This window comes from Arthrobacter sp. V1I7, from assembly GCF_030817015.1.
In the GTDB taxonomy this organism is placed as follows: Bacteria; Actinomycetota; Actinomycetes; order Actinomycetales; family Micrococcaceae; genus Arthrobacter.
In genome coordinates this window covers 1323044-1342016 of the sequence record NZ_JAUSYS010000001.1, presented here as the reverse complement: position 1 = coordinate 1342016, position 18973 = coordinate 1323044, and the positions used below count along the sequence as shown (strand labels likewise).

Below are 18973 nucleotides of genomic sequence, written 5' to 3'. Positions count from 1 at the left end.
GCCTAGTGGTGGCTGCTGACGCCGAGGGGGTTGCCCCTGGTTTCCTTGGCCAGGAGAACGCCGACGGCGGAGATGACGCAGAGGACCATGATGTAGATACCGATGGATCCGGTCCACTTGGTGCTCTGCAGCAGGGCCTCCGCGATGGTGGCCGCGAAGGCGCCGCCGAGGATGGCGCCGAAGGCGTAGCCGATCGAGATGCCGGAGTAGCGCACGTTCGCCGGGAACATCTCGGCGTACATGGCGGACATCGGGCCGTAGGACAGGCCCAGGCCGATGGTGAGGACGAACAGCGCGACGCCGTAGAGCACGATGTCCGTGGTGTCGATCAGGGCGAACATCGGGATCATCCAGGCGAAGACGATGGCGTAGCCGATCAGGAAGGTCTTGACCCGGCCGATCTTGTCCGAGAGCCAGCCGCCGACCAGCGTGAAGATCAGCCAGCCGAAGGATGCCAGCGTGGTGGCGAGCAGGATCTGCGGGGTGGGCATCTTCAGGGTTCTGGTGGCGTAGGAGATGAAGAAGGCGATCAGCAGGTAGCCGGCGGCGTTGTTACCGACGAAGATCATCGTCGAGTAGAGGACTGCCTTCTTGTGCTTCCGGATCAGCTCACCGAGGGGAGCCTTGCTTTCCTCCTTGCGGGCGGCCATCTCCTTGAAGACGGGGCTCTCGGCGACGGCACGGCGGATCAGGTAACCGACCACGATCAGGACGATGGAGAGCAGGAACGGCACCCGCCAGCCCCAGGAGGCGAAGTCTTCCTTGGACATGCTGGAGTTGAGGAAAAAGAGCAGGCCGGTGGCCAGGATCATGCCGACCGGAACACCGATCTGCGGGTAGGCGCCGAAGAGGCCGCGCTTGCTCTTGGGTGCGTGCTCCACGGCCATCAGGGCGGCACCGCCCCATTCGCCGCCGGCGGAGAAGCCCTGGATGATGCGGAGCGTGATCAGCAGAATCGGGGCCCAGACGCCGATCTGGGCGTAGGTCGGCAGCATGCCGATCAGGGCCGTCGCGGCACCCATCATGATCAGGGTGAAGACCAGCATGGCCTTGCGTCCGAGGCGGTCACCCAGGTGGCCGGCGATGATGGCGCCGAGCGGGCGGAACAGGAAGCTGATGCCGATGAGGGCGAACGACAGGATCTGCGCCAGGCCCGGATTGGAAGCGTTCAGCGGTGCCAGGAACAGCGGCGACAGCAGCGTTCCGGTCAACTGGGCGAAGATGAAGAAGTCGTACCACTCGATGGTGGTTCCGACCAGCGTCCCGGCGAGGACCTTGCGTTCCTCATGCTTGCTGCTGGGGCCGGCCTCGGAATCGACGGTTGAAGCTGCGGTCATTGAAACTCCGTTGCTGGGGGCAGCGGTACTGCCCGGGGTGGGTGCATGCGAATAACTGAATGCCTCGGGATTACTGATCGAACGGTCAGTTAGTATCAAGGATCATACTATGAATGGTGTGATAAAGCACACACCGGTGTAAAAGGGCTTCGCGGCCGGCATTCAGAACCGCGAAGCCCGGGCTTTCGGGCCGGGTTGTGGGGCTTCCGGCCGGGTTTTCCGGTCAGTCTTCGCGGGCGAGCAGCTCGCGGACCCGGGCCCGGACGGGCTCCCGGTCATAGCTGTTCACCATCGCGCCCGCCATCCGCACCGGGTCGCCGAAGAAGAAGTATTCGTAGAGCGACTGGCGGCCGGAAAAACCGGAAATTGAGGCGTCGAAGGCCAGTTTGAACAGCCGGACGCGTTCGGGTCCGGTGAGGGTCTTGCCCTGCAGATACATCTCGATGTCCGCCCGGGCCGCACTGTTGACGTCCGCCTCGCCGGGCAGCGCCATCAGCCCTGAGGCGGAGAATTTCCGGATAATCTGCGGGAAGCGCTGGGCGACCTTCGGGTACCAGTTACGGGCGGCGTTCAGGGTTGACCACTTCGGCAGCATCACCCCGGCATCATTGGGTCGCGCGTCGGCCTCTGAGGCCCGGACCAGCGCTTTGCCGATTTCGACGTAGATAATGAGTTCGGCAATGTCCTCCTGGATGTGCTGGAAGCCGTCGATGCCGATCGAGTCCGCGAGCTCGGAGGCCAGGCCGAGGAAGAACTCGCTCTTGGCGATGGTGCGGGTGACCACCTGGTGCGTCATGAGCGCGCCGGCGCCGGTCTCTGTATAGAAGGCGTTACAGAGCTGCGGGTTGCCGAGCATGAAGATGCGCTCGCTTGGCACAAATACGTTGTCGAAGATTGCGACGGCGTCCATCTCCTCATAGCGCGAGGCCAGCGGCTCATCGTGGGAGCTGCCGCCGTTGTACAGCGAGGTGCGGCAGAGGTAGCGCAGGCCCGGCGCATCGTTGGGGATGGCAAACGCGAAGGAGTAGGGCGCATCCTCCGGAGTGCCGCGGAGCACAGTGGACGGGAAAACGAGGAGTTCATCGGCAATCGGCGCGATGGTGGCCAGCATGCGGGCGCCGCTGATCACGATGCCGTCCTCCCGCTCCTCGACGATGTGCGCCGACAGCTGCCCGCCCATCTGCTCGGAGCCGGAGACGGAGCGGTTGACCTGCGGCGGGATCAGCGTATGTGTGGCGAGGACGTCATTTTCGCGCGCCCATTCATAGTAGTTGCGGATATTTTCGCCGAATTTGGGATCGGCCTGCGCGAACCATTTCTCCGCAGTACTGAGCGCGGTCAGCGAGGAGTTCATGTAGTCGCCCGATCGGCCCAGGAAGCCGTTGGAGGACTCGGCCCAGGTGGAGATGGCGCGGCGGCGGCGCTCCAGGTCCTCCACGGTCCGGGGCACCAGGAAGGAGGCATTCACGAGATCGCCGGTGCTGGGCGAGGAATAAGTCAGCGCCTCCTGGTACTTGGGGTCATGCTGCATGTCGAAGAGCCGGGCGTAGGACCGCGCGACGTTGCGGAAGGCAGGGTGCTCGGCGATCTTCTCGCTGACCACCTCGCCGTCGATCACCACGTGCGGCGTCATCGCGTTGAGCTTGTCCAGGTACTGCTGGCCGGTACGGATACCCATGGTTGTTTCTCCAGTCGTCTTTGAGCTGTCCTCGGGAAAGCGGTGCGGTCTTAGAGCAGGTCTTCCATCCCCAGCTGGCTCTCCGGGATGGTGGTGAAAGTGCTGTTGGCGAAGGCCAGGGCGTCGCCGTTGCGGTAGTTGAAGTCGACCACTTCGCCGATGTACAGGGTGTGGTCCCCGCCGTCGTAGGCCGCCCAGGGCTTGCATTCAAAGTAGGCGAGCACATTGGACAGACGCGGCGCGGTCTCGCCTTCGACCCAGAGGGGTTCGGGGCCGGGACGTCCGGCGAAGTGCATGGCCAGCTGGCGCTGCTCGGCGCCGAGGATGTTCACGGTGAAGGGCCGGCCGGCGAGCTCGTCGTGGGCCTTGGTGGTGCGGGCGATACTCACGAGCACGAGCGGAGGATCCATCGACACCGAGGTGAAGGAGTTCACGGTGATGCCGTGGCGTTTGGTGACGCCGTCGAACGTCACGATCGCCACGCCGGTGGCGAACCGGCCCAGGCTTCCGCGGAAGTGGTGGGCCCGGTGTGCTGAGGTGCGGCCCGGAACAACCGGAACGGCCTCGGTGCGGGGCTTGGCAATCATCGTTGATCCCTTGCGTTGGATGATGTTTCGTGGCCTGGACGTCCCAGCCGGGCCCTATATCAAGCTGGCAATCTGTTCTATAATCGAACATGTAATTCCCATATAGAACGCTAGCGCAGTGTGAACCGGAGCACAAGGGGTGCCGCGGTGAGCCGGCGCCGCGACCGCTTCCACCTAGGATGGACCCCATGACCCCGACCGCCGCCAGCGCCCAGGCCTCCCCTTCCCAGACGCTGTCCCGCGGCATCCGCGCCCTGGAGATCCTCGCCGAAGCGCAGCAGCCCCTGACCATTGCCGAACTTGCCGACGCGCTGGGCGTCCACCGCTCTGTGGCCTACCGCATCCTCCGCACCCTGGAGGACCACTCCCTGCTGGTACGCGACGACGGCGGCCGGGTCCAGCCCGGCCCCGGCCTGGCCGTGCTGGCCCGCGGAGTTTCGCGCAGCCTGCAGACAGCCGCGCTTCCGGAGCTGACCCAGCTCGCCAATGCGCTCACGATGAGCGCCTTCGTGGCCGTTTGGGACCACGCGGAGTGCGTCACGCTGGTCACCGTCGATCCGCGGCACACCGGGCCCACCGTGGTGCAGCATCCCGGCTCGCGGCATCCGATCAGCGCCGGTGCCCCCGGCATCGCCATCCAGTCCGCGTTCTCCGAGCAGGAATGGCACGACGCGGCGCCCGGTATCCCGTACCGCGCCGAGGCCGCCGAAGCCCGGCGCCGGGGCTATGCCGCCAGCCACGATGAGGTGATCGCCGGGGTCTCCTCGCTGGCCGTGCCACTCCGGGTTCCGGGCGGACGCCCGGCAGCCCTCGCCGTCGTCTACATCCGCGCGGCCCAGGATGCCAAGGACGTTGCCGCGGCACTGGCCGCGAGCGCGGAGCGGATCGAGGGCCAGCTGGGCTGACAGGACCGGCCCGCGCTCCGATGCCCTTTCACTTGATGTCGTTCCGGGGCCCTGGAGGCAACCAGGAGTGATGGCGCATCCGGGGTCAGGCAGGGTCCGCCGACGTCATTTGCTTCCGGTGGAGGACGACGGCGGCGGCGGCGCCCAGCAGGAACAGCGCCGAGGCGGCGCAGACCGGGACGAGGAAGGCCGTGGAGTAGCCGTGGTTTTGCGCGAGCTGCCCGGCGATGGCGGATCCGAGGGCGGTGCCGGCGACGATGCCGCTGGCCAGCGCCGTCATGACCGTGCCGAGCCTGCCGGCCGGGGCGACGATGCCGCCGATGGCGAAGACGGTGACCATCAGCGGGCCGACGGGCAGGCCCAGCACCAGCAGCACCAGGATCATGGGCAGCGCGGCCGAGGGCAGCAGCAGCAGCAATGCGAGGGCGGCCATCAGCGCCGCGCAGGCCAGCCAGCGGGCGTTCACCGTGAACCGCTGCGGCCAGTAGGCGACCGAGAGGGCGGCCGCGGCCGAGCTCAGGCCCATCACGGCGTACAGCAGCCCGGCCAGCTCGGAGGTGGCAAAGCCGGCGGCGAACGAACTGAGCGCGGTCTGTGTGGAACCGAAGAACGTGCCCATGCAGACCATGGCCAGCACCGGCAGCGCGACGGCGGCAAACGCCCCCGCCCGCTGACCGGCCGGCAAGGCGCTCCGGCGCTGTTTCTCTTCCGCCGCAGCGACCGCGGTCCGCGCCGGCGTCCGGATCACCGCGCGGTGCGTCGGGTGCACGGCGAAGGCCGGTACCAGGGTGATGGTCAGCGCGGCGGCAAGGGCCAGCGGCAGCCAGGGGGCGAAGAGGCTGGCAATGATTCCGACCAGCGCCGGGCCCAGCACGAAGGTCAGCTCGTCGGCCGTGCCTTCGTAGGAGAGGGCCGTGTCCAGATCCGCGGTGTTGGCTCCGCGTCCGCCCCGGGAGGTGAGGGCCATCCAACGGACCCGCGCCAGGGGACCGACCTGCGGGCAGCTCGCACCGGCCACGAACGCGGCCGCCAGCACGGGCCCGGCAGCGGCTAGGTCCTGTCCGCCGGGGATCAGGTGGGCGGCGAGAATCAGGGCGATGACCGCGACGGTGTTGAAGACCGCGGCAAACACCAGTACCGGGCGCTGGCCCAGCCGGTCCGCGAGCGCGCCGAGAACGGGCGCACCCAGGGCGGAGCCGATGCCGACCGCGCCGGCCGACACGCCGCCGACGGCGTAGGAGCTGGTGACAGCCGTGACCAGGGTGAGGGCGCCGATCGTCAGCATGGCGAGGGGAAGTCGGGCAAAGAGTCCCAGCGGGATGAAGCTCCGCCCTGCCAGCAGCGGTAGCCGGGCGAAGCGGCCGGTCCGGCGCGCGGAGAGCCTCCGGCGCGGGGAGCCGGACTCGGCGGGTGAGGCGGTGTCGGCGGCTACGGGCGCCGGCACGGCGGGTTGCTGGGACACGGGCGCCGAAACGGGCGCCAGGGAAGACGTTGAAGGATTCATGATTCCGGGTTCACTCAATGGTGCGCATCGTCCCTCCTCCCGATGCACGCGACCCGGTAACTATCCGAGTATAGCCAAATCCGCGGACTTCACAGCAGGGCGTCGTCGGAGATATGCAGGGTGGAGCCGTTGCGTTGCTTGACCACCTGCAACTGGGTGCCGATGCGCTGTTTCATTTCCGCCACGTGGCTCACGAGCCCGACCACGCGGCCGCCATCCCGGAGCCCCTCGAGGGCGTCCATGACCTGCTCCAGAGCCTGTTCATCGAGGCTGCCGAATCCCTCGTCGACGAAGAGGGTCTCGATGTCCACACCGCCGGACTCCTGTTGCACGACGTCCGCCAGGCCGAGGGCCAGGGCGAGCGACGCCATGAACGACTCGCCCCCGGAGAGCGTCGCGGTGTCCCGGCGCTGTCCGGTCCACTCGTCCACCACTTCCAGCCCCAGACCGGATTTGGCCCCGCGGGCTGCCTTTGCGTCCGTGTGCTGCAGGGTGTAGCGGCCGTCGCTCATGCCGATCAGCCGCTCCGAGGCGGCCACTGCCACCTGTTCGAGCCGGGCTGCCAGCACATAGCTGTTCAGGCTCATGCGGTAGTTGTTCTCTCCCCCACCCCGCGCGGCCTCGGCAACGGCGTTCAGCAGCGCAGCCCGCGCACGCGGCTCCCTGCCGGCCGCTGCCAGCCGCGCAAAGTCGGCGGCGGTCCTGCCCAGGGTACGGCGGGATTTCTCCGCGAGGCCTGCGGCGAGGGCGGCTTCCCGGGCCGAGCGTTCCGCCGTTGCTGCCGCCGCGCGGAGCTGCTCCAGAACCGTCTCCTCGAGGGGGGCCACCGTTTCCAGTTCCGTGGCGGCCAGCACCAGTTCCGCACTGGCGAAGAGCTCCTGGATCCGGGCTGCCTCGTCCTGCCCGGCACGGACGGCAGCTTCCAGCGCCGCCGCATCCGTTGCGCGGAGCAGCACGGCCCGCGCCTCCTCGGCGGACTCGAAGCCGGTGCCCGGAAGGGCACGCTCCAACTGCTCCCGCGCATCCGCGGCGCGGGTCCCGGCCTGTTCCAGCCTGGTCCGCGCCGCGTCGGCCCGTTCCAGGACGGCGGTCGTGGCGCCCAGCGCTGCCATCCGCCCGGCGAGGACCGGGTGCCCGGCGCGCAATTTGTCGAGTGCCTGTTCGAGGGAGTCGACCTGTTCCTGCACTTCGGTGATCGTGGACTCCGTCCGGGCGATGCGGGACGTCGAGTCCGCCAGCGCCTGCTCGGCGCCGGCGATCTCCTCTTCCAACCTGGCGTGCCGGGCGCGGTTGACGGCAAGCTCCTCCGCCGCACGGCGGGCTTCGGCGGCGCGTTCCCTGGCCCGGGTGGCCTCCATGCTGGCGGTCTCTATGGCGATGTGTCCGCCCTGGGCCGCCAGGACGGCGACTTCCTGCTGGGCGTCCGATAGTTCGCGTTCGAGCCCGGCGAGGGCAGCCTCGGCCACCTCGCACTCCAGCTGCGCTGACTGTTCGGCCTCGGCCACGGTCAGGGCGGAAGCCGCGGCCGGGGCGGGGACCGGATGCTCGGGGCTGCCGCAGACCGGGCACGGGACGCCGCGCCGCAGTTGTGCGGCCAGCTCGGCGGCGGCGTTGGCGAGCCTTTCCTCGCGCAGGTCCAACCAGCGCTGGCGCCGGTCCTGGTATTCCTCCCGGGCGCTGCCGTGGCGTTGCTCCACGATGCCGCAGGCCTTCAGGGCTGCGGCATGGCGCCGGACCAGGACAACGAGTTCCTCCGCGGCGGCTGCCTCCTTGGTCCGCAGCTGGACCTCGGCGGCGAGCGCCTCGAGCGGACGCAACCCGGCGAGCAGCGTCTCGGATTCGTTCCGCAGTGCGGCGAGGGCCGCAGCTCCGGACGTCCGTCCGGCTTCCAGCTGTGCCGCGGTCCCTCGAAGCTGGCGGGTGCGGCCCCGCAGCCCGGCGAGTCGTGCTTCATCCGGCAGCCGCTCTTCGAGCACCGCAGCCAGGGACCGCAGTCCCCGGAGTGCCGAATGCAGGGCTTCGCCGTCCACCGTGGCGCTGTCGGTCCGACCGCCGCCCGTCACGGGGTTTCCGGCGAACAAGCCAAGGGCCGGGTCCGCAGTCCCGGTCCCCAGCGCGGCGAGTTCGGGGTCGGTGAGGGCTGCGGCTCGAAGTTCTTCCGTGGCTGCCGCCATGGCAGCCGCTGCTAGTTCCTCGGCTGCCGCGGAACTGGCCACCGCCTGCAACTGTCCGCCGAGCACTTCGGCCTTCCGGTGCAGTCCCAATTGCCGGCTCTTCGCCTCGAGTTCGGGCGCGGCAGCCGCCGCCTCGGAGCGGCGGCGTTCGGCGGCGGCCAGTTTGGCCTGGCGGGCCGCGCGCGCCGTCGCGGTGTCCCGGGCGGAGAGGTGTTCGGCCCGCAGCAGTTCCGCCACCAGCGCGGCCGTCTGGCGTTCCTCCGCGACCGTGGCGGCAGTTCCCTCGAGCCAGGACAGGAAGGCCTCGGCGTCAGTCCGGTCGGGAGCGTCCGAGATGTCGAGCTCAAGCGCGTCTGTTTCGGCTTCAGCCTGGGCCAGCAGCACGTCGAGTTTCTGGTTGAGGGCGGCGACCTCGGCCGCGGCGGCCTTCGCCTTGCGTCCGAGCTCCAGCTCTACGGCCTCGAACCGCTGGGTGCCGAACAGGCTCTGGAGCAGCTCGAGCCGGTCGGAGGCCTTGGACCGGAGGAAGGCCGCAAAGTCGCCCTGCGGCAGCATGACCACGCGAGTGAACTGGTCCCGGTTCATGCCCAGGACGTCGGTGATCTCGGCGCCGGCCTCGTCATTGCGGCCCGATTTTTCAATCCACTCGCCATTGACGCGCTCGCGCAGCACCGTGTTGGCCTGCTGGACGGTGAATCCGTTCTTGCCGCGGGCGCTGGGCTTGTCCCACGCGGGCGAGCGGGAAACCTCGAAGTGCCGGCCGCGGGCGGAAAACTCGCACGTGACACGGGGCTCGGCGGCCGCCACGGCATGGTCGCTACGCAGCCGCTTGCCGTCCTGCCGGGCACCGGGCACCGAGCCGTAGAGGGCGAAGCAGACTGCGTCCAGGACGCTGGTCTTGCCGGCACCGGTGGGGCCGTTGAGGAGGAACAGGCCGTGCGTGCTCAGGCGGTCGAAGTCAATATGTTCGGTTCCGGCGAAGGGGCCGAAGGCTGAGATCTCGAGGCGGTGGATCCTCACAGGGACACCCCTTCCAGTCGCACGGCTTCCAGGGCGTCGGCAAGGACGGCAGATTCGGCGTCGTCGGCGCCGCGGCCGCGGACGTGTTCCAGGAAGCCGCAGCAGACGGACAGATCGTCGTCGGCTGCAGCGAGCCGGCTGCTGTAGCTGGCCTTGGCGGCGGCGCCGGCACCGTCCGGGTCGAATCCCAGCACCAGGGTGTCGGGGAAGCGGGCACGCAGCCGCTCCATGGCCTGCGCCGGGCGCTGGGCGTCGGTCAGCGTGATCTGGCAATAGGCGCCTTCGGCCCAGGCGAAATCTTCGGCCGAGAGAAGCTCGTCGAGTTTTCCGCGCAGCACGGCAAGGGTTCGCGGCGCTTCCCACAGCACTTCGCGGACCTCGCCGATTCCGGCGGCGTCCACCTCCACGAGCCAGCTGCCCTTCTTGTGTTTGGCCTCGGAGAAGGAGTAGGCGAGCGGCGATCCGGAGTACCGCACGGTGGACGACAGTTCCTGCCGGCCGTGCAGGTGGCCCAGGGCCGTGTAATCGAAGCCGTCGAAGAGATCGAGCGGGACGGCGCCCACGCCGCCGATGCTCAGGTCCCGTTCGCTGTCCGAGCTGATGCCCCCGCTGGCGAAGGTATGCGCCAGGACGACGGAGTGGACGGTCCCGGTGGCGGCGCGGGCGGCGAGGTCGGTCCGGATACGGGCGGTGGCGGCCCGTGTCACCTCGAAGTGGCTGGCGGTTTCGACGCCGAGCTGTTCTGCGACCAGCCGGGGTTCCAGCCAGGGGATGCCGTAGACCGCCAGCACCGGGCCGGCGCCGGGGTCCGCACCGGCGGCGCTGTCAGCGCCGCCGTCGAGCGGGAACATCACGGGGGTGTCCAGATCGGCCAGCCGGGTGCGCAGATGCACTCCCCCGCGCTCCAGGAGCCTCGAAGCGAAGCCCAGCCGGATGGCGGAATCGTGATTGCCGCTGGTAAGAACCACCTGGGCGCCGGCACCGGTCAGCCGGACGAGGGCGTCGTCGAGCAAGCCCACCACGTCGACGCCGGGCAGGGCACGGTCGTAGACGTCGCCGGCGATGAGGACGACATCGACCGACTCGTCCCGCACGAAGGCGACGAGCTGGTCGATGAACGCGCGCTGGGCGTCAAGCATCCCGACGCCGTGGAACGACCGGCCCAAATGCCAGTCCGAGGTGTGCAATAACAGCATGTTCCTACGGTATCGGCTGGCACCGACAGTATTGTGCCACCGCCATTGTGCCACCGCCATTGTGCCACCGCCCCGGGGGCTACCGTCCACGGTTGCCGTCGAAGAAGTCCCGGGCCTCGTCGCCCGGCGTGCGTGCCTGCTCGGCGCGTGCCTGGCCCGAGCGGGCGGGGCGGGCCGGAGCGGCGCTGGCCGACGCCTCGTCGTCCCCGGCGCCAAGCTCGTCGTCGGCGCCAAGCTCGTCCCCGGCGCCAAGCTCGTCGTCGGCGTCGAGTTCATCCTCATTTTCGGCCACCGCGGCCGGGACCGGGCTGCCCTGGGTGAAGCCGCGGAACACCAGGCCCGCAAGCACCGCGCCGACGAGCGGGGCCACCCAGAACAGCCACAGTTGGCCGGCCGCGTCCGCGTTACTGAAGAGAGCCGAGGCTGTGGCGCGGGCCGGGTTGAAGGGGGTGTTGCCGATGGCCTGGCCGAGCTGCAGCAGGACGGCCATGGTCAGGCCGACGGCAAACGGAGCCGCGGCCCGGGACGGGTTCCGATCCGAGGTCGCGCCCAGGTAGACGGCCACGAGCAGGGCCGCGCTCAGGACCTCCACGAGCAGCGCGCCGGCCATCGGCGCCTGGATGATGGAGTGCTCGCCGAATCCCGCGGCAACGGTATCGAACGCGGCCCGGGTGTCGCTGATCTTGGGGACAGTGCGCAGGATGGCGAAGAGGGTCACGACGCCGAGCAGCGCCCCGACGAGCTGTGCGCCCAGGTAGGCGCCGGCGTCCGGAAGGCGGATGCGGCCGGCGATGGCGTTGCCCACAGTGACCGCCGGGTTGAAGTGGCCTCCGGAGAGGTAGCCGAAGGCGAGCATCGCGGCGGTGAGCGCCAGGCCCGCGGCCAGGGAGGCGGAGAGCGGGTTCGAGTCCGGAATCGTGAACAGCGGAACGCCCAGGCCCGCCACGACCACGACCAGGGTTCCGAGGGCCTCGGCGGACAGCCGGGCCAGGAGTGCGGGCCGGAATGCGTCAGCGGCCGCGGCCGGACGGGCCGGACGGGCGGCCGCGGCCTGACGGGGCGGGGCCGCGGGGCTCATCGGATCGGGGACTGGGGCAGGCGTGGTCATCCAGGGTTCCTTTGCTTGGGGTCGTGAGGCCAGGCTGGCGGGAGCTGCAGCCTGCGCCCTGCCCGGGGCGCGGAAGCCGCTGCCCGGGACATGGTCTGCGAGCAGTCTTTCAGCGAAGTCTGGACGTCCGCTGTGCCCGGCCGAACGCCGCACGGCCTCCGCCTGGCCCGGCCGCGGGGACTGCCCGTGCCTTCCGTGTCACACTGCCGGGGTAAATTTGAACCTATGAGCAGCGAGTCCGGCGGCACCCCCGCAACGATCCCCGCCCCGACCCACGAATCCCGTATCCACGGCTGCCTGTTGGGCGGTGCCCTGGGCGATTCTCTTGGCTATGCGGTGGAGTTCGAGGACATTTCCGCGATCCGGGCGAAGTTCGGCCCCGCGGGCCTTCAGGATTTTTCCGCGCTCGACGGCGGCAGCCACATTTCCGATGACACCCAGCTGACGCTATACACCGTGGACGGACTGCTGGAAGCCCTGGAATGGGCGAACTCCGGCGTCGGCGCGGATACGAACGCGTGCCTGTGGCTCGCCTACCTGCGCTGGCTGGCGACCCAGGGCGTACCGGTCCCGGAGGCGGCGCCCTTCCAGCCTCCCCGCTGGATCGACTCCCACCAGGTCCTCAAGCATCGCCGCGCTCCCGGGAACGCGTGCCTGAGCGGTCTGGCCACCGGTGAAATGGGGACGTTCTACCGGCCGGTCAACCCGGACTCCAAGGGCTGCGGCACGGTGATGCGGTCGGCCCCGTTCGGTCTGCTTCCCTACATCGCCGCCGAAGCCGTCTACAAGTTCAGCGCGGACGCCGCCTCGCTGACCCATGGTCACCCCGCGGCACGGCAGAGCGCCGGAGTCTTCAGCCTTCTCATCCAGGCCCTGGCCTCCGGCCGCGGCCTGCGTGAGGCCGCCGCAGGCGCGCTCGGCCGGCTTGATGAGGGCCTCCTGCACAAAGGTGAGGCACCCGATCCCGACCTGGTGGCGCGGCTCGAGGCGGCCCTGCGGCTCAGTGCCACCGGACACCTGCTGGACCCCGAGGAACTGGTCCGGGAACTCGGTGAGGGCTGGGTGGCCGAGGAGGCGCTCGCCGTCGCGCTCTATGCAGTGCTCGCGACGGCTCCGCAGCCGACGGCTCCGGACGCCGCAGCAGCGGAGCAGGCGGCCCCGGCCGGCGATCCGGAGGCGCACTTCCGGGCGGCCATCGCCCTTGCGGTCAACCACAGCGGGGACAGCGATTCCACGGCGTCGATCGCCGGGAACATCCTGGGCACGTTCTACGGCGAGGAGTGCCTGCCGGCGGCATGGCTGGAGGCGCTGGAAGCCCCGGAGGTCATCCGGGGCATGGCGTCGCGGCTGGCGGCAGTCACCGGCCCCTGACCCGCGCCGCCGGTCCGGCCGCCGCAGGTCCGCCGCAGGTCGGTGGCCGCGGTCCCCGGCGGCTGACGCCCGGCGACCGCCGGCCATCAGCATCGGGCGCCTAGGCCTGCCGCAGCGGAACGTTGTTGCAGGCCTCGCACACGTCTTCGGGGATCAGGCCGCGGCGCTGCAGGAAGCCGAAGATCGCACAGCCGAGGCAGAAGCCCGCAAAGGCTTCGAGCGAGGCGGCCACGATCAGGACCGCCAGCAGGATCCAGGCGGCCGGGGCCAGGCCGGCCGCGAGCAGGAGGGCAGCGGCGGTGGACACGGCGGCGCCGATGCCCTGGGCGAAGCGCTTCGGCGGCCCGGGCACCAGCCGCTTCTTCCCCAGCCGCGGCGTCAGGACCTTGACCGACAGCACAGCCAGGGGCGAGATCCGGGGGCCGAACAGCAGCCGGAGCCAGAAACCCACGGCGATCACGGCCAGTCCCCAGCCGAAGCCGGTCAGCAGGGTCACCACGGCCAACACCACGACCAGCGCGGCCGTGATGCGCGCCGAGTACTCGTTCACCGGGTTGGGGAAGGCGAAGACCTGCCGCCAGCCGGTCCCGGCCTTCGCCGCAGCCGCCGCAGCGGAAGGATGAGGATCCGTGGCCGGCGCTGCGGGCGCCGGTGTACCGCTCGGGTTGGTCATCGTCCAAGGCTAGGGACACCCAAGGCCGGGCGAAATGTTTGTTGCGCCGTGTGACCCGTCCCGGCCGCCACCCAGACGGCGTTAGGCGACCGCCGCCGGGGCCAGGTGGCCTCCGACCATCTGCAGGAATTCGCCTTCGGAGAGGACCTCGATCCGCTGGCCCCGCTCGTGCAGCTCCAGTACCCGCCGGGCCTTGCCGGTGAGCCGTCCGGAGCGCAGGTCGGCGGCCACGAAGCCGTCCCCCACCACCAGGACGGTGGTGCGGGCGGTAACCCGGCTCTCGGGCCGCGCGCCGAGCTCGGCGGAGCGGATCTTCGCCTCGGACCGCGGAATCACCAGTTCGCCGGTAAACACCACGGTCTGGCCGAACAGCGGGTGGCCGGCCTCGGCCAGGGCATTCGGCAGCGGATTGGCGCCTTCGACCGGCCAGCCGGACTGGAAGGGCCGGCCCGCCCCCGGCGAACTGGCCCCCGCTCCCGGTCCGGCGGCCAGCGCGTCAAGGGCGGACCGGCTGGCCTTGGACAGCGGGTCCCGCAACGGATCGAAGGCGGGCTGGCGCGACACGGCCAGGCCCAGGGACAGGTAGAGTTCCGCGATGCTCCCGGCGCCGTTCCGGGCGGCAATGTCAATCAGGATACCGGCGCAGGCGCGGGCATCCTCGGCGGCATCGTGGTGGTTGACCAGCGGGACGCCGGCTTCCTCCGCCGCGTAAGGCAGGGAATTGGACACCAGCGAGTAGCAGCGCCGGGACAGCATCACCGTGCAGACGTAGTCGTAGGCGGGGCCCGGCAGCCCGGAGACTTCCAGGCCGGAGCGGATGACGCCGAGATCGAAGGCGGCGTTGTGGGCCGCGAGCACGTCCCCGCCGATGAACGCCCCTATTTCCGGGAACAGCTCGCCGAAGCGGGGCAGCCCGGCGACTTGTTCCGGACGGATGCCGTGGATCCGGACGTTGTGGTGGTCGAAGCGGTCGTGGTTTTCCGGCGGCCGCATCAGCCAGGAGGCCTCCTCGACCACGGCGCCGCCGCGGACTTTCGTCAGGCCAACGGCGCACGGTGAACCGCGGAAGCCGTTCGCGGTCTCAAAGTCGATCGCCGTAAAGTCCAAACCCACGCCCCCGACTTTACCTCCCCGTTCTCCTCCCGCCGGTACCGTCCCCCGGCACGCCGCGCCGGCACGTCCCCGCTCAGGCACCAGGTCCGACGTCGGCCGTCAAGTACCCTTAACGGGTGAACCCTATAGCTATCAGCGACTTTGCCGTGTCCACGATCGGCGGCGCGGGCCCGGTGCAGCCATACCTGGCCTCCTTCCTGCCCGACTGGCTCAACCCCCAGGTCTTCCTGGCCGATCCGGCCCTGGCGCCCTGGGTTGTGCTGCTGGTCTGCGGCATCATTTTCGCCGAAACGGGCCTGCTCATCGGATTCTTCCTGCCCGGCGACTCCTTGCTGTTCACGGCCGGACTCCTCGTCGCGACCGACACCATCAAGTTCAACATCTGGGCCTTCTCGGCCCTGATCATCGTCGCGGCGATCGTCGGCAACCAGACCGGCTACCTGATCGGCTCCAAGGCAGGTCCGGCGATCTTCAACAAGCCCGATTCCAGGCTCTTCAAGCGCGAGAACGTCGAAAGCGCCCATGCCTTCTTCGAGAAGCACGGCGGCAAGGCCCTGATCCTGGCCCGCTTCGTCCCCATCATCCGGACCTTTGTCCCGGTGATCGTGGGCGTCGCCCAGATGAATAAGCGCAAGTTCTTCCTGTTCAACGTCATCGGGGCCCTGCTCTGGGGCGGCGGCGTCACCCTGCTGGGCTACCTGCTCGGCGACAGGGTGCCGTGGGTGCGCGAGAACCTGGACATCATCTTCATTGTGATCGTGCTGGTCTCGGTCATCCCGATCGGCATCGAGGTCGCCCGGGGCTTCATCGCCAAGCGCCAGGCCGCGAGGTACGGCACGGACGTCGTGGAAGAGTTCATCGAAGAACACGAGCCCGAAGAGGACCGCAAGACCCCCTAGCGTGCCGCGGTAACGATGGAAGGCGCCCCGCGTGGGGCGCCTTCCTTCGTCTGACGCTGGCGTGGCCGCGCGTGCCGCCGGGGTCCGTTAACGTCCGGCCAGGGCTTCCACGATCGCCGGCAGCAGCGCTCGGAAGGCCTGGCCGCGGTGGCTGATGGCGTTCTTCTCCTCGGGGCTGAGTTCCGCGCAGCTGCGGTCGAGGCCGGCCGGCTGGAGCACCGGATCGTAGCCGAAGCCGCCGGCGCCGCGGGGTTCGCGCAGCAGCGTCCCTTCCAGCTGTCCGTACTCCACGACTTCGCGTCCGTCCTCCGCGGAGGTGCCGGGCACGGCCAGGGCCGCGGCGCAAACGAACGCGGCACCACGGTACTCGTCCGGCACGTCGGCCAGCTGGGTTAGCAGCAGCTGAAGGTTCGCGGCGTCGTCCCCGTGCCGGCCGGCCCACCGGGCCGAAAAGATCCCCGGCGCGCCGCCCAGCACGTCCACGGAGAGCCCGGAATCATCGGCAATCGCCACGAGACCGGTCGCCTGCGCCACGGCCCGCGCCTTCAGCAACGAGTTTTCGGCGAAGGTCACGCCGGTCTCGACGACGTCGGGCGCGCCGACGGCGCCGGCGTCCACCACCTGGGTGTCGACGTCGAGTCCGGGCACCTGGCCGCGCAGCAGTTCGCGGAGCTCGCGCAGCTTGCCCTTGTTGTGCGTGGCGAGGACCAGCACCGGCGCAGGTGCTGTGCTGTTCCCCGTGGGACGCCCCGTCACGGGGCTTCGGCCAGGGTCTCGCGCTGGATCTCGGCGAGCTGCTCGGTGCCCAGCAGGGCCAGGTCCAACAGCTTGTTCAGCTCGTCGCGGTCGAACGGGGCACCTTCGGCGGTGCCCTGGACCTCGACGAACTTGCCGGAGCCCGTGACCACGACGTTCATGTCGGTCTCGGCACGGACGTCCTCGACGTACGGCAGGTCCAGCATCGGGATGCCGTCGATGATGCCGACGGAGACGGCCGCGATCGTGTCGACCAGCGGCTGGGCGTTGCGGGCGAGCATCTTGTTCTCGCGGGCGAAGCGGATGGCCTCGGCCAGGGCCACGTAGGCGCCGGTGATGGCGGCTGTGCGGGTGCCGCCGTCGGCCTGCAGGACATCGCAGTCCAGCACGATGGTGATCTCGCCCAGAGCCTTGGTGTCGATGATGGAGCGCAGCGAGCGTCCGATCAGCCGGGAGATCTCGTGGGTCCGGCCGCCGATCTTGCCCTTGACGGATTCGCGGTCCGAGCGCGTGTTGGTGGCGCGCGGCAGCATGGCGTATTCGGCGGTGACCCAGCCGCGGCCCTCGCCCTTGAGCCAGCGCGGGACGCCTTCGGTCAGGGAGGCCGTGCACAGCACCCGGGTGTTGCCGAACTCGATCAGGGCCGAACCTTCGGCCTGTTTGGACCAGCCGCGGGTGATGCTGATCGGCCGGAGCTGGTCCGGGGTGCGGCCATCGGCGCGGATGACGGGGGCGGTAAGTGCTTCGGAAGTCATGCCCTTAGCTTATCGACCCCGAACCGGATCAACTGAGCACATCAGGCCGCTCCGGCCCGGACGGCGTCCGGGCGGGCGGCTCAGACCGTGTAGTGCACCCCGGCGACGGCGACGGCGACGTCCGCCCCGAAGACCGGCTTGGCCTCCGCCATGACCGTGCTGGGGGACGTCCAGACCGGGATGTGCGTGAGGAGCAGGCGGCGCGCACCGGCGGCCGCGGCAGCCTCGCCCGCGCGCTTGCCGGTCAGGTGCACATCCTTGATCCCGTCGTCGCGGCCCTCCTCGAAGGCCGCTTCGCAGAGGAACAGATCAGCGTCCCGGGCCGCGTCCTCAAGCCCGCTGCAGGAGTCGGTGTCCCCCGAATAGCTCAGCACGCGGGTGACGGGGCTGCCGTCCCTGGCCGGCTCGGTCACCTCGACGCGGAGCGCATACGCCTCCTCGACGGGGTGGTTCACCGCGTAGGGAGTGACCGTGAAGGGTCCCACGGTGACGGGCTTGCGCTCGGACCAGTTGCTGAAGTCGAACTCCTCGTGCATGCCCGGGTCCAGTTCCAGGCCATAGGCGGTGGCCATCCGGTCCGCCGTCGCGGCCGGTCCCCAGACCGGAATCCGGCCCCGGCCCCAGCCGCCCGGCTTCCAGCGCACCGCTACGTGCAGCCCGCACAGGTCCATGCAATGGTCCGGGTGCAGGTGGGTGAGGAAGATCGCGTCGATGTCTTCGAGGTCCGTGTACCGCTGGATGGCCCCGAGCGCGCCGCTGCCGAGGTCCAGGACAATCTTCCAGTTCCGTTCGCCGTCGTTGGCGGTGAGCAGATAGCACGACGCCGGCGAGCCCGGGCCCGGAAAGGATCCGGTACATCCGACGATAGTCAGCTTCACAGGCCGGGACCCCCAACGAAGTTGGAGGTCCGCGGCCGGCCCGGGCCGGCCTGCGCGGCAGCGATCATTTCCGGCGTAATCCTGGCCAGGCTTCCGGTGGGGTACTGCGCGGCGACGTGGTCCACGTGGCGGACGCTGAGGACCTCGGGGCCGAGAAAGCGCCGGGCGAGGGACTCGAACTGGGCGGCGTCCCCGGTGGCGATGAAGTTGTGCTCGGGCGCGGCGGCGTCCAGCCGTTCCAGGCCGCGGGAGGCCAGGGCGCGGTAGACGTCCTTGGCGGTTTCCTCGGCGCTCGAAACCAGGGTGACGGCCTCCCCCAAGACGAAAGAAATGACGCCCGTGAGGAGCGGGTAGTGCGTGCAGCCGAGCACCACGGTGTCCACTCCGGCGGCCTTAAGCGGCTCGAGGTACTCCCGGGCTATGGCGAGCAGCTCCGGGCCGGTGGTGATGCCGGCCTCCACGTACGGCACGAATGCCGGGCACGCCACGGACGTGATGGCGAGGTCCGGAGCAGCCGCGAAGGTGTCCTCGTAGGCGCGGGAACCGACGGTGGCCGAGGTGCCGATCACGCCCACCCGGCCGCTGCGGGTGGCCGCGACGGCGCGCCGCACGGCGGGCTGGATCACCTCGATCACGGGGATCCCGTAGCGGGCGGTGTAGCGTTCGCGGGCGTCCCGCAGCACGGCGGCGGACGCCGAGTTGCAGGCGATGGTCAGCAGCTTGACGCCGGAATCCACCAGCTCGTCCATCACACCCAGCGCGTTGGCCCGGACCTCGGCGATAGGCAGGGGCCCGTAGGGGCCGTGGGCGGTGTCGCCAACGTACAGGATGGATTCGTTCGGCAGCTGATCGATGATCGAGCGGGCCACCGTGAGCCCGCCGACGCCGGAATCGAACACACCGATGGGCCGCGAACCCAGCTCGCTGGTCGCGGTGCCGCTCGCCGGGGAGTCCGCAACAGCTTCCGCCGCGGGATCAATGTTCGATGCTGAAGTCATGATTATTCGAGGATAGGGGTA

General features: G+C 69.7%; 16 protein-coding genes. 3 read left to right on the top strand and 13 right to left on the bottom strand.

The window, feature by feature from the left end; genetic code table 11:
* Positions 1–2: 2 nt before the first annotated feature.
* The 3 genes from QFZ69_RS06310 to QFZ69_RS06300 form a co-directional block, all read right to left on the bottom strand.
* Positions 3–1337 carry an MFS transporter gene (locus QFZ69_RS06310; protein ID WP_306916441.1) on the bottom strand — a complete coding sequence of 445 codons (1335 nt, stop codon included), beginning with the start codon at positions 1335–1337 and terminating at the stop codon, positions 3–5.
* Between the two features lie 223 nt (positions 1338–1560).
* Positions 1561–3015: a 4-hydroxyphenylacetate 3-monooxygenase, oxygenase component gene (gene hpaB, locus QFZ69_RS06305; protein WP_306916440.1), complete on the bottom strand. Its 1455-nt coding sequence runs from the start codon at positions 3013–3015 to the stop codon at positions 1561–1563.
* Between the two features lie 50 nt (positions 3016–3065).
* Entirely contained in the window at positions 3066–3602 is a 537-nt protein-coding gene (locus QFZ69_RS06300; protein WP_306916439.1) for a flavin reductase family protein, read from the bottom strand.
* A 188-nt stretch (positions 3603–3790) separates the two neighbouring features.
* Between QFZ69_RS06300 and QFZ69_RS06295 the strand changes: the two genes are divergently transcribed.
* Positions 3791–4507, top strand: a complete 717-nt coding sequence (locus QFZ69_RS06295; protein ID WP_306916438.1) for an IclR family transcriptional regulator — start codon at positions 3791–3793, stop codon at positions 4505–4507.
* A gap of 85 nt (positions 4508–4592) precedes the next feature.
* Here QFZ69_RS06295 and QFZ69_RS06290 read toward each other — a convergent pair whose 3' ends face one another.
* From QFZ69_RS06290 to QFZ69_RS06275, 4 genes are all read right to left on the bottom strand, one after another.
* Positions 4593–6011 (bottom strand): MFS transporter, encoded by a 1419-nt coding sequence (locus QFZ69_RS06290; protein ID WP_306916437.1) that lies wholly within the window; start codon positions 6009–6011, stop codon positions 4593–4595.
* A gap of 89 nt (positions 6012–6100) precedes the next feature.
* Entirely contained in the window at positions 6101–9205 is a 3105-nt protein-coding gene (locus tag QFZ69_RS06285) for an SMC family ATPase (RefSeq protein ID WP_306916436.1), read from the bottom strand.
* Positions 9202–10401, bottom strand: a complete 1200-nt coding sequence (locus tag QFZ69_RS06280; protein WP_306916433.1) for an exonuclease SbcCD subunit D — start codon at positions 10399–10401, stop codon at positions 9202–9204. Before QFZ69_RS06280 ends, QFZ69_RS06285 begins: the two co-directional genes overlap by 4 nt.
* A gap of 79 nt (positions 10402–10480) precedes the next feature.
* Positions 10481–11509 (bottom strand): MIP/aquaporin family protein, encoded by a 1029-nt coding sequence (locus tag QFZ69_RS06275; RefSeq protein WP_373463151.1) that lies wholly within the window; start codon positions 11507–11509, stop codon positions 10481–10483.
* A gap of 225 nt (positions 11510–11734) precedes the next feature.
* Between QFZ69_RS06275 and QFZ69_RS06270 the strand changes: the two genes are divergently transcribed.
* The gene (locus QFZ69_RS06270) at positions 11735–12880 is read left to right on the top strand and encodes an ADP-ribosylglycohydrolase family protein (protein ID WP_306916431.1); all 1146 of its coding nucleotides are present in this window, start codon (positions 11735–11737) and stop codon (positions 12878–12880) included.
* 100 nt (positions 12881–12980) lie between these two features.
* On the opposite strand, the gene QFZ69_RS06265 is transcribed toward QFZ69_RS06270, so the two are convergent.
* Positions 12981–13553, bottom strand: a complete 573-nt coding sequence (locus QFZ69_RS06265) for a DUF4395 domain-containing protein (RefSeq protein WP_306916430.1) — start codon at positions 13551–13553, stop codon at positions 12981–12983.
* Between the two features lie 81 nt (positions 13554–13634).
* Positions 13635–14666: an exonuclease domain-containing protein gene (locus QFZ69_RS06260; RefSeq protein WP_306916428.1), complete on the bottom strand. Its 1032-nt coding sequence runs from the start codon at positions 14664–14666 to the stop codon at positions 13635–13637.
* A 131-nt stretch (positions 14667–14797) separates the two neighbouring features.
* On the opposite strand from QFZ69_RS06260, the gene QFZ69_RS06255 reads away from it, so the two are divergent.
* Positions 14798–15565, top strand: a complete 768-nt coding sequence (locus tag QFZ69_RS06255; protein WP_306919616.1) for a VTT domain-containing protein — start codon at positions 14798–14800, stop codon at positions 15563–15565.
* 87 nt (positions 15566–15652) lie between these two features.
* On the opposite strand, the gene rdgB is transcribed toward QFZ69_RS06255, so the two are convergent.
* From rdgB to murI, 4 genes are all read right to left on the bottom strand, one after another.
* Positions 15653–16321 (bottom strand): RdgB/HAM1 family non-canonical purine NTP pyrophosphatase, encoded by a 669-nt coding sequence (gene rdgB, locus QFZ69_RS06250; RefSeq protein WP_306999969.1) that lies wholly within the window; start codon positions 16319–16321, stop codon positions 15653–15655.
* Positions 16318–17076: a ribonuclease PH gene (gene rph / locus QFZ69_RS06245; RefSeq protein WP_306916425.1), complete on the bottom strand. Its 759-nt coding sequence runs from the start codon at positions 17074–17076 to the stop codon at positions 16318–16320. The genes rdgB and rph overlap by 4 nt, the downstream gene beginning before the upstream one ends.
* 80 nt (positions 17077–17156) lie before the next feature.
* Positions 17157–17954, bottom strand: a complete 798-nt coding sequence (locus QFZ69_RS06240) for an MBL fold metallo-hydrolase (RefSeq protein WP_306916423.1) — start codon at positions 17952–17954, stop codon at positions 17157–17159.
* Positions 17951–18952, bottom strand: a complete 1002-nt coding sequence (gene murI, locus QFZ69_RS06235) for a glutamate racemase (protein WP_306916421.1) — start codon at positions 18950–18952, stop codon at positions 17951–17953. The genes QFZ69_RS06240 and murI overlap by 4 nt, the downstream gene beginning before the upstream one ends.
* Between the last annotated feature and the right edge of the window lie 21 nt (positions 18953–18973).

Coding starts and splice junctions, on each gene's coding strand:
- QFZ69_RS06265 (WP_306916430.1), bottom strand. CDS start 13,553: ATGACCAACCCGAGCGGTACACCGGCGCCCGCAGCGCCGGCCACGGAT.
- hpaB (WP_306916440.1), bottom strand. CDS start 3,015: ATGGGTATCCGTACCGGCCAGCAGTACCTGGACAAGCTCAACGCGATG.
- rph (WP_306916425.1), bottom strand. CDS start 17,076: ATGACTTCCGAAGCACTTACCGCCCCCGTCATCCGCGCCGATGGCCGC.
- QFZ69_RS06270 (WP_306916431.1), top strand. CDS start 11,735: ATGAGCAGCGAGTCCGGCGGCACCCCCGCAACGATCCCCGCCCCGACC.
- QFZ69_RS06310 (WP_306916441.1), bottom strand. CDS start 1,337: ATGACCGCAGCTTCAACCGTCGATTCCGAGGCCGGCCCCAGCAGCAAG.
- QFZ69_RS06290 (WP_306916437.1), bottom strand. CDS start 6,011: ATGAATCCTTCAACGTCTTCCCTGGCGCCCGTTTCGGCGCCCGTGTCC.
- QFZ69_RS06300 (WP_306916439.1), bottom strand. CDS start 3,602: ATGATTGCCAAGCCCCGCACCGAGGCCGTTCCGGTTGTTCCGGGCCGC.
- QFZ69_RS06295 (WP_306916438.1), top strand. CDS start 3,791: ATGACCCCGACCGCCGCCAGCGCCCAGGCCTCCCCTTCCCAGACGCTG.
- QFZ69_RS06275 (WP_373463151.1), bottom strand. CDS start 11,509: ATGACCACGCCTGCCCCAGTCCCCGATCCGATGAGCCCCGCGGCCCCG.
- QFZ69_RS06280 (WP_306916433.1), bottom strand. CDS start 10,401: ATGCTGTTATTGCACACCTCGGACTGGCATTTGGGCCGGTCGTTCCAC.
- murI (WP_306916421.1), bottom strand. CDS start 18,952: ATGACTTCAGCATCGAACATTGATCCCGCGGCGGAAGCTGTTGCGGAC.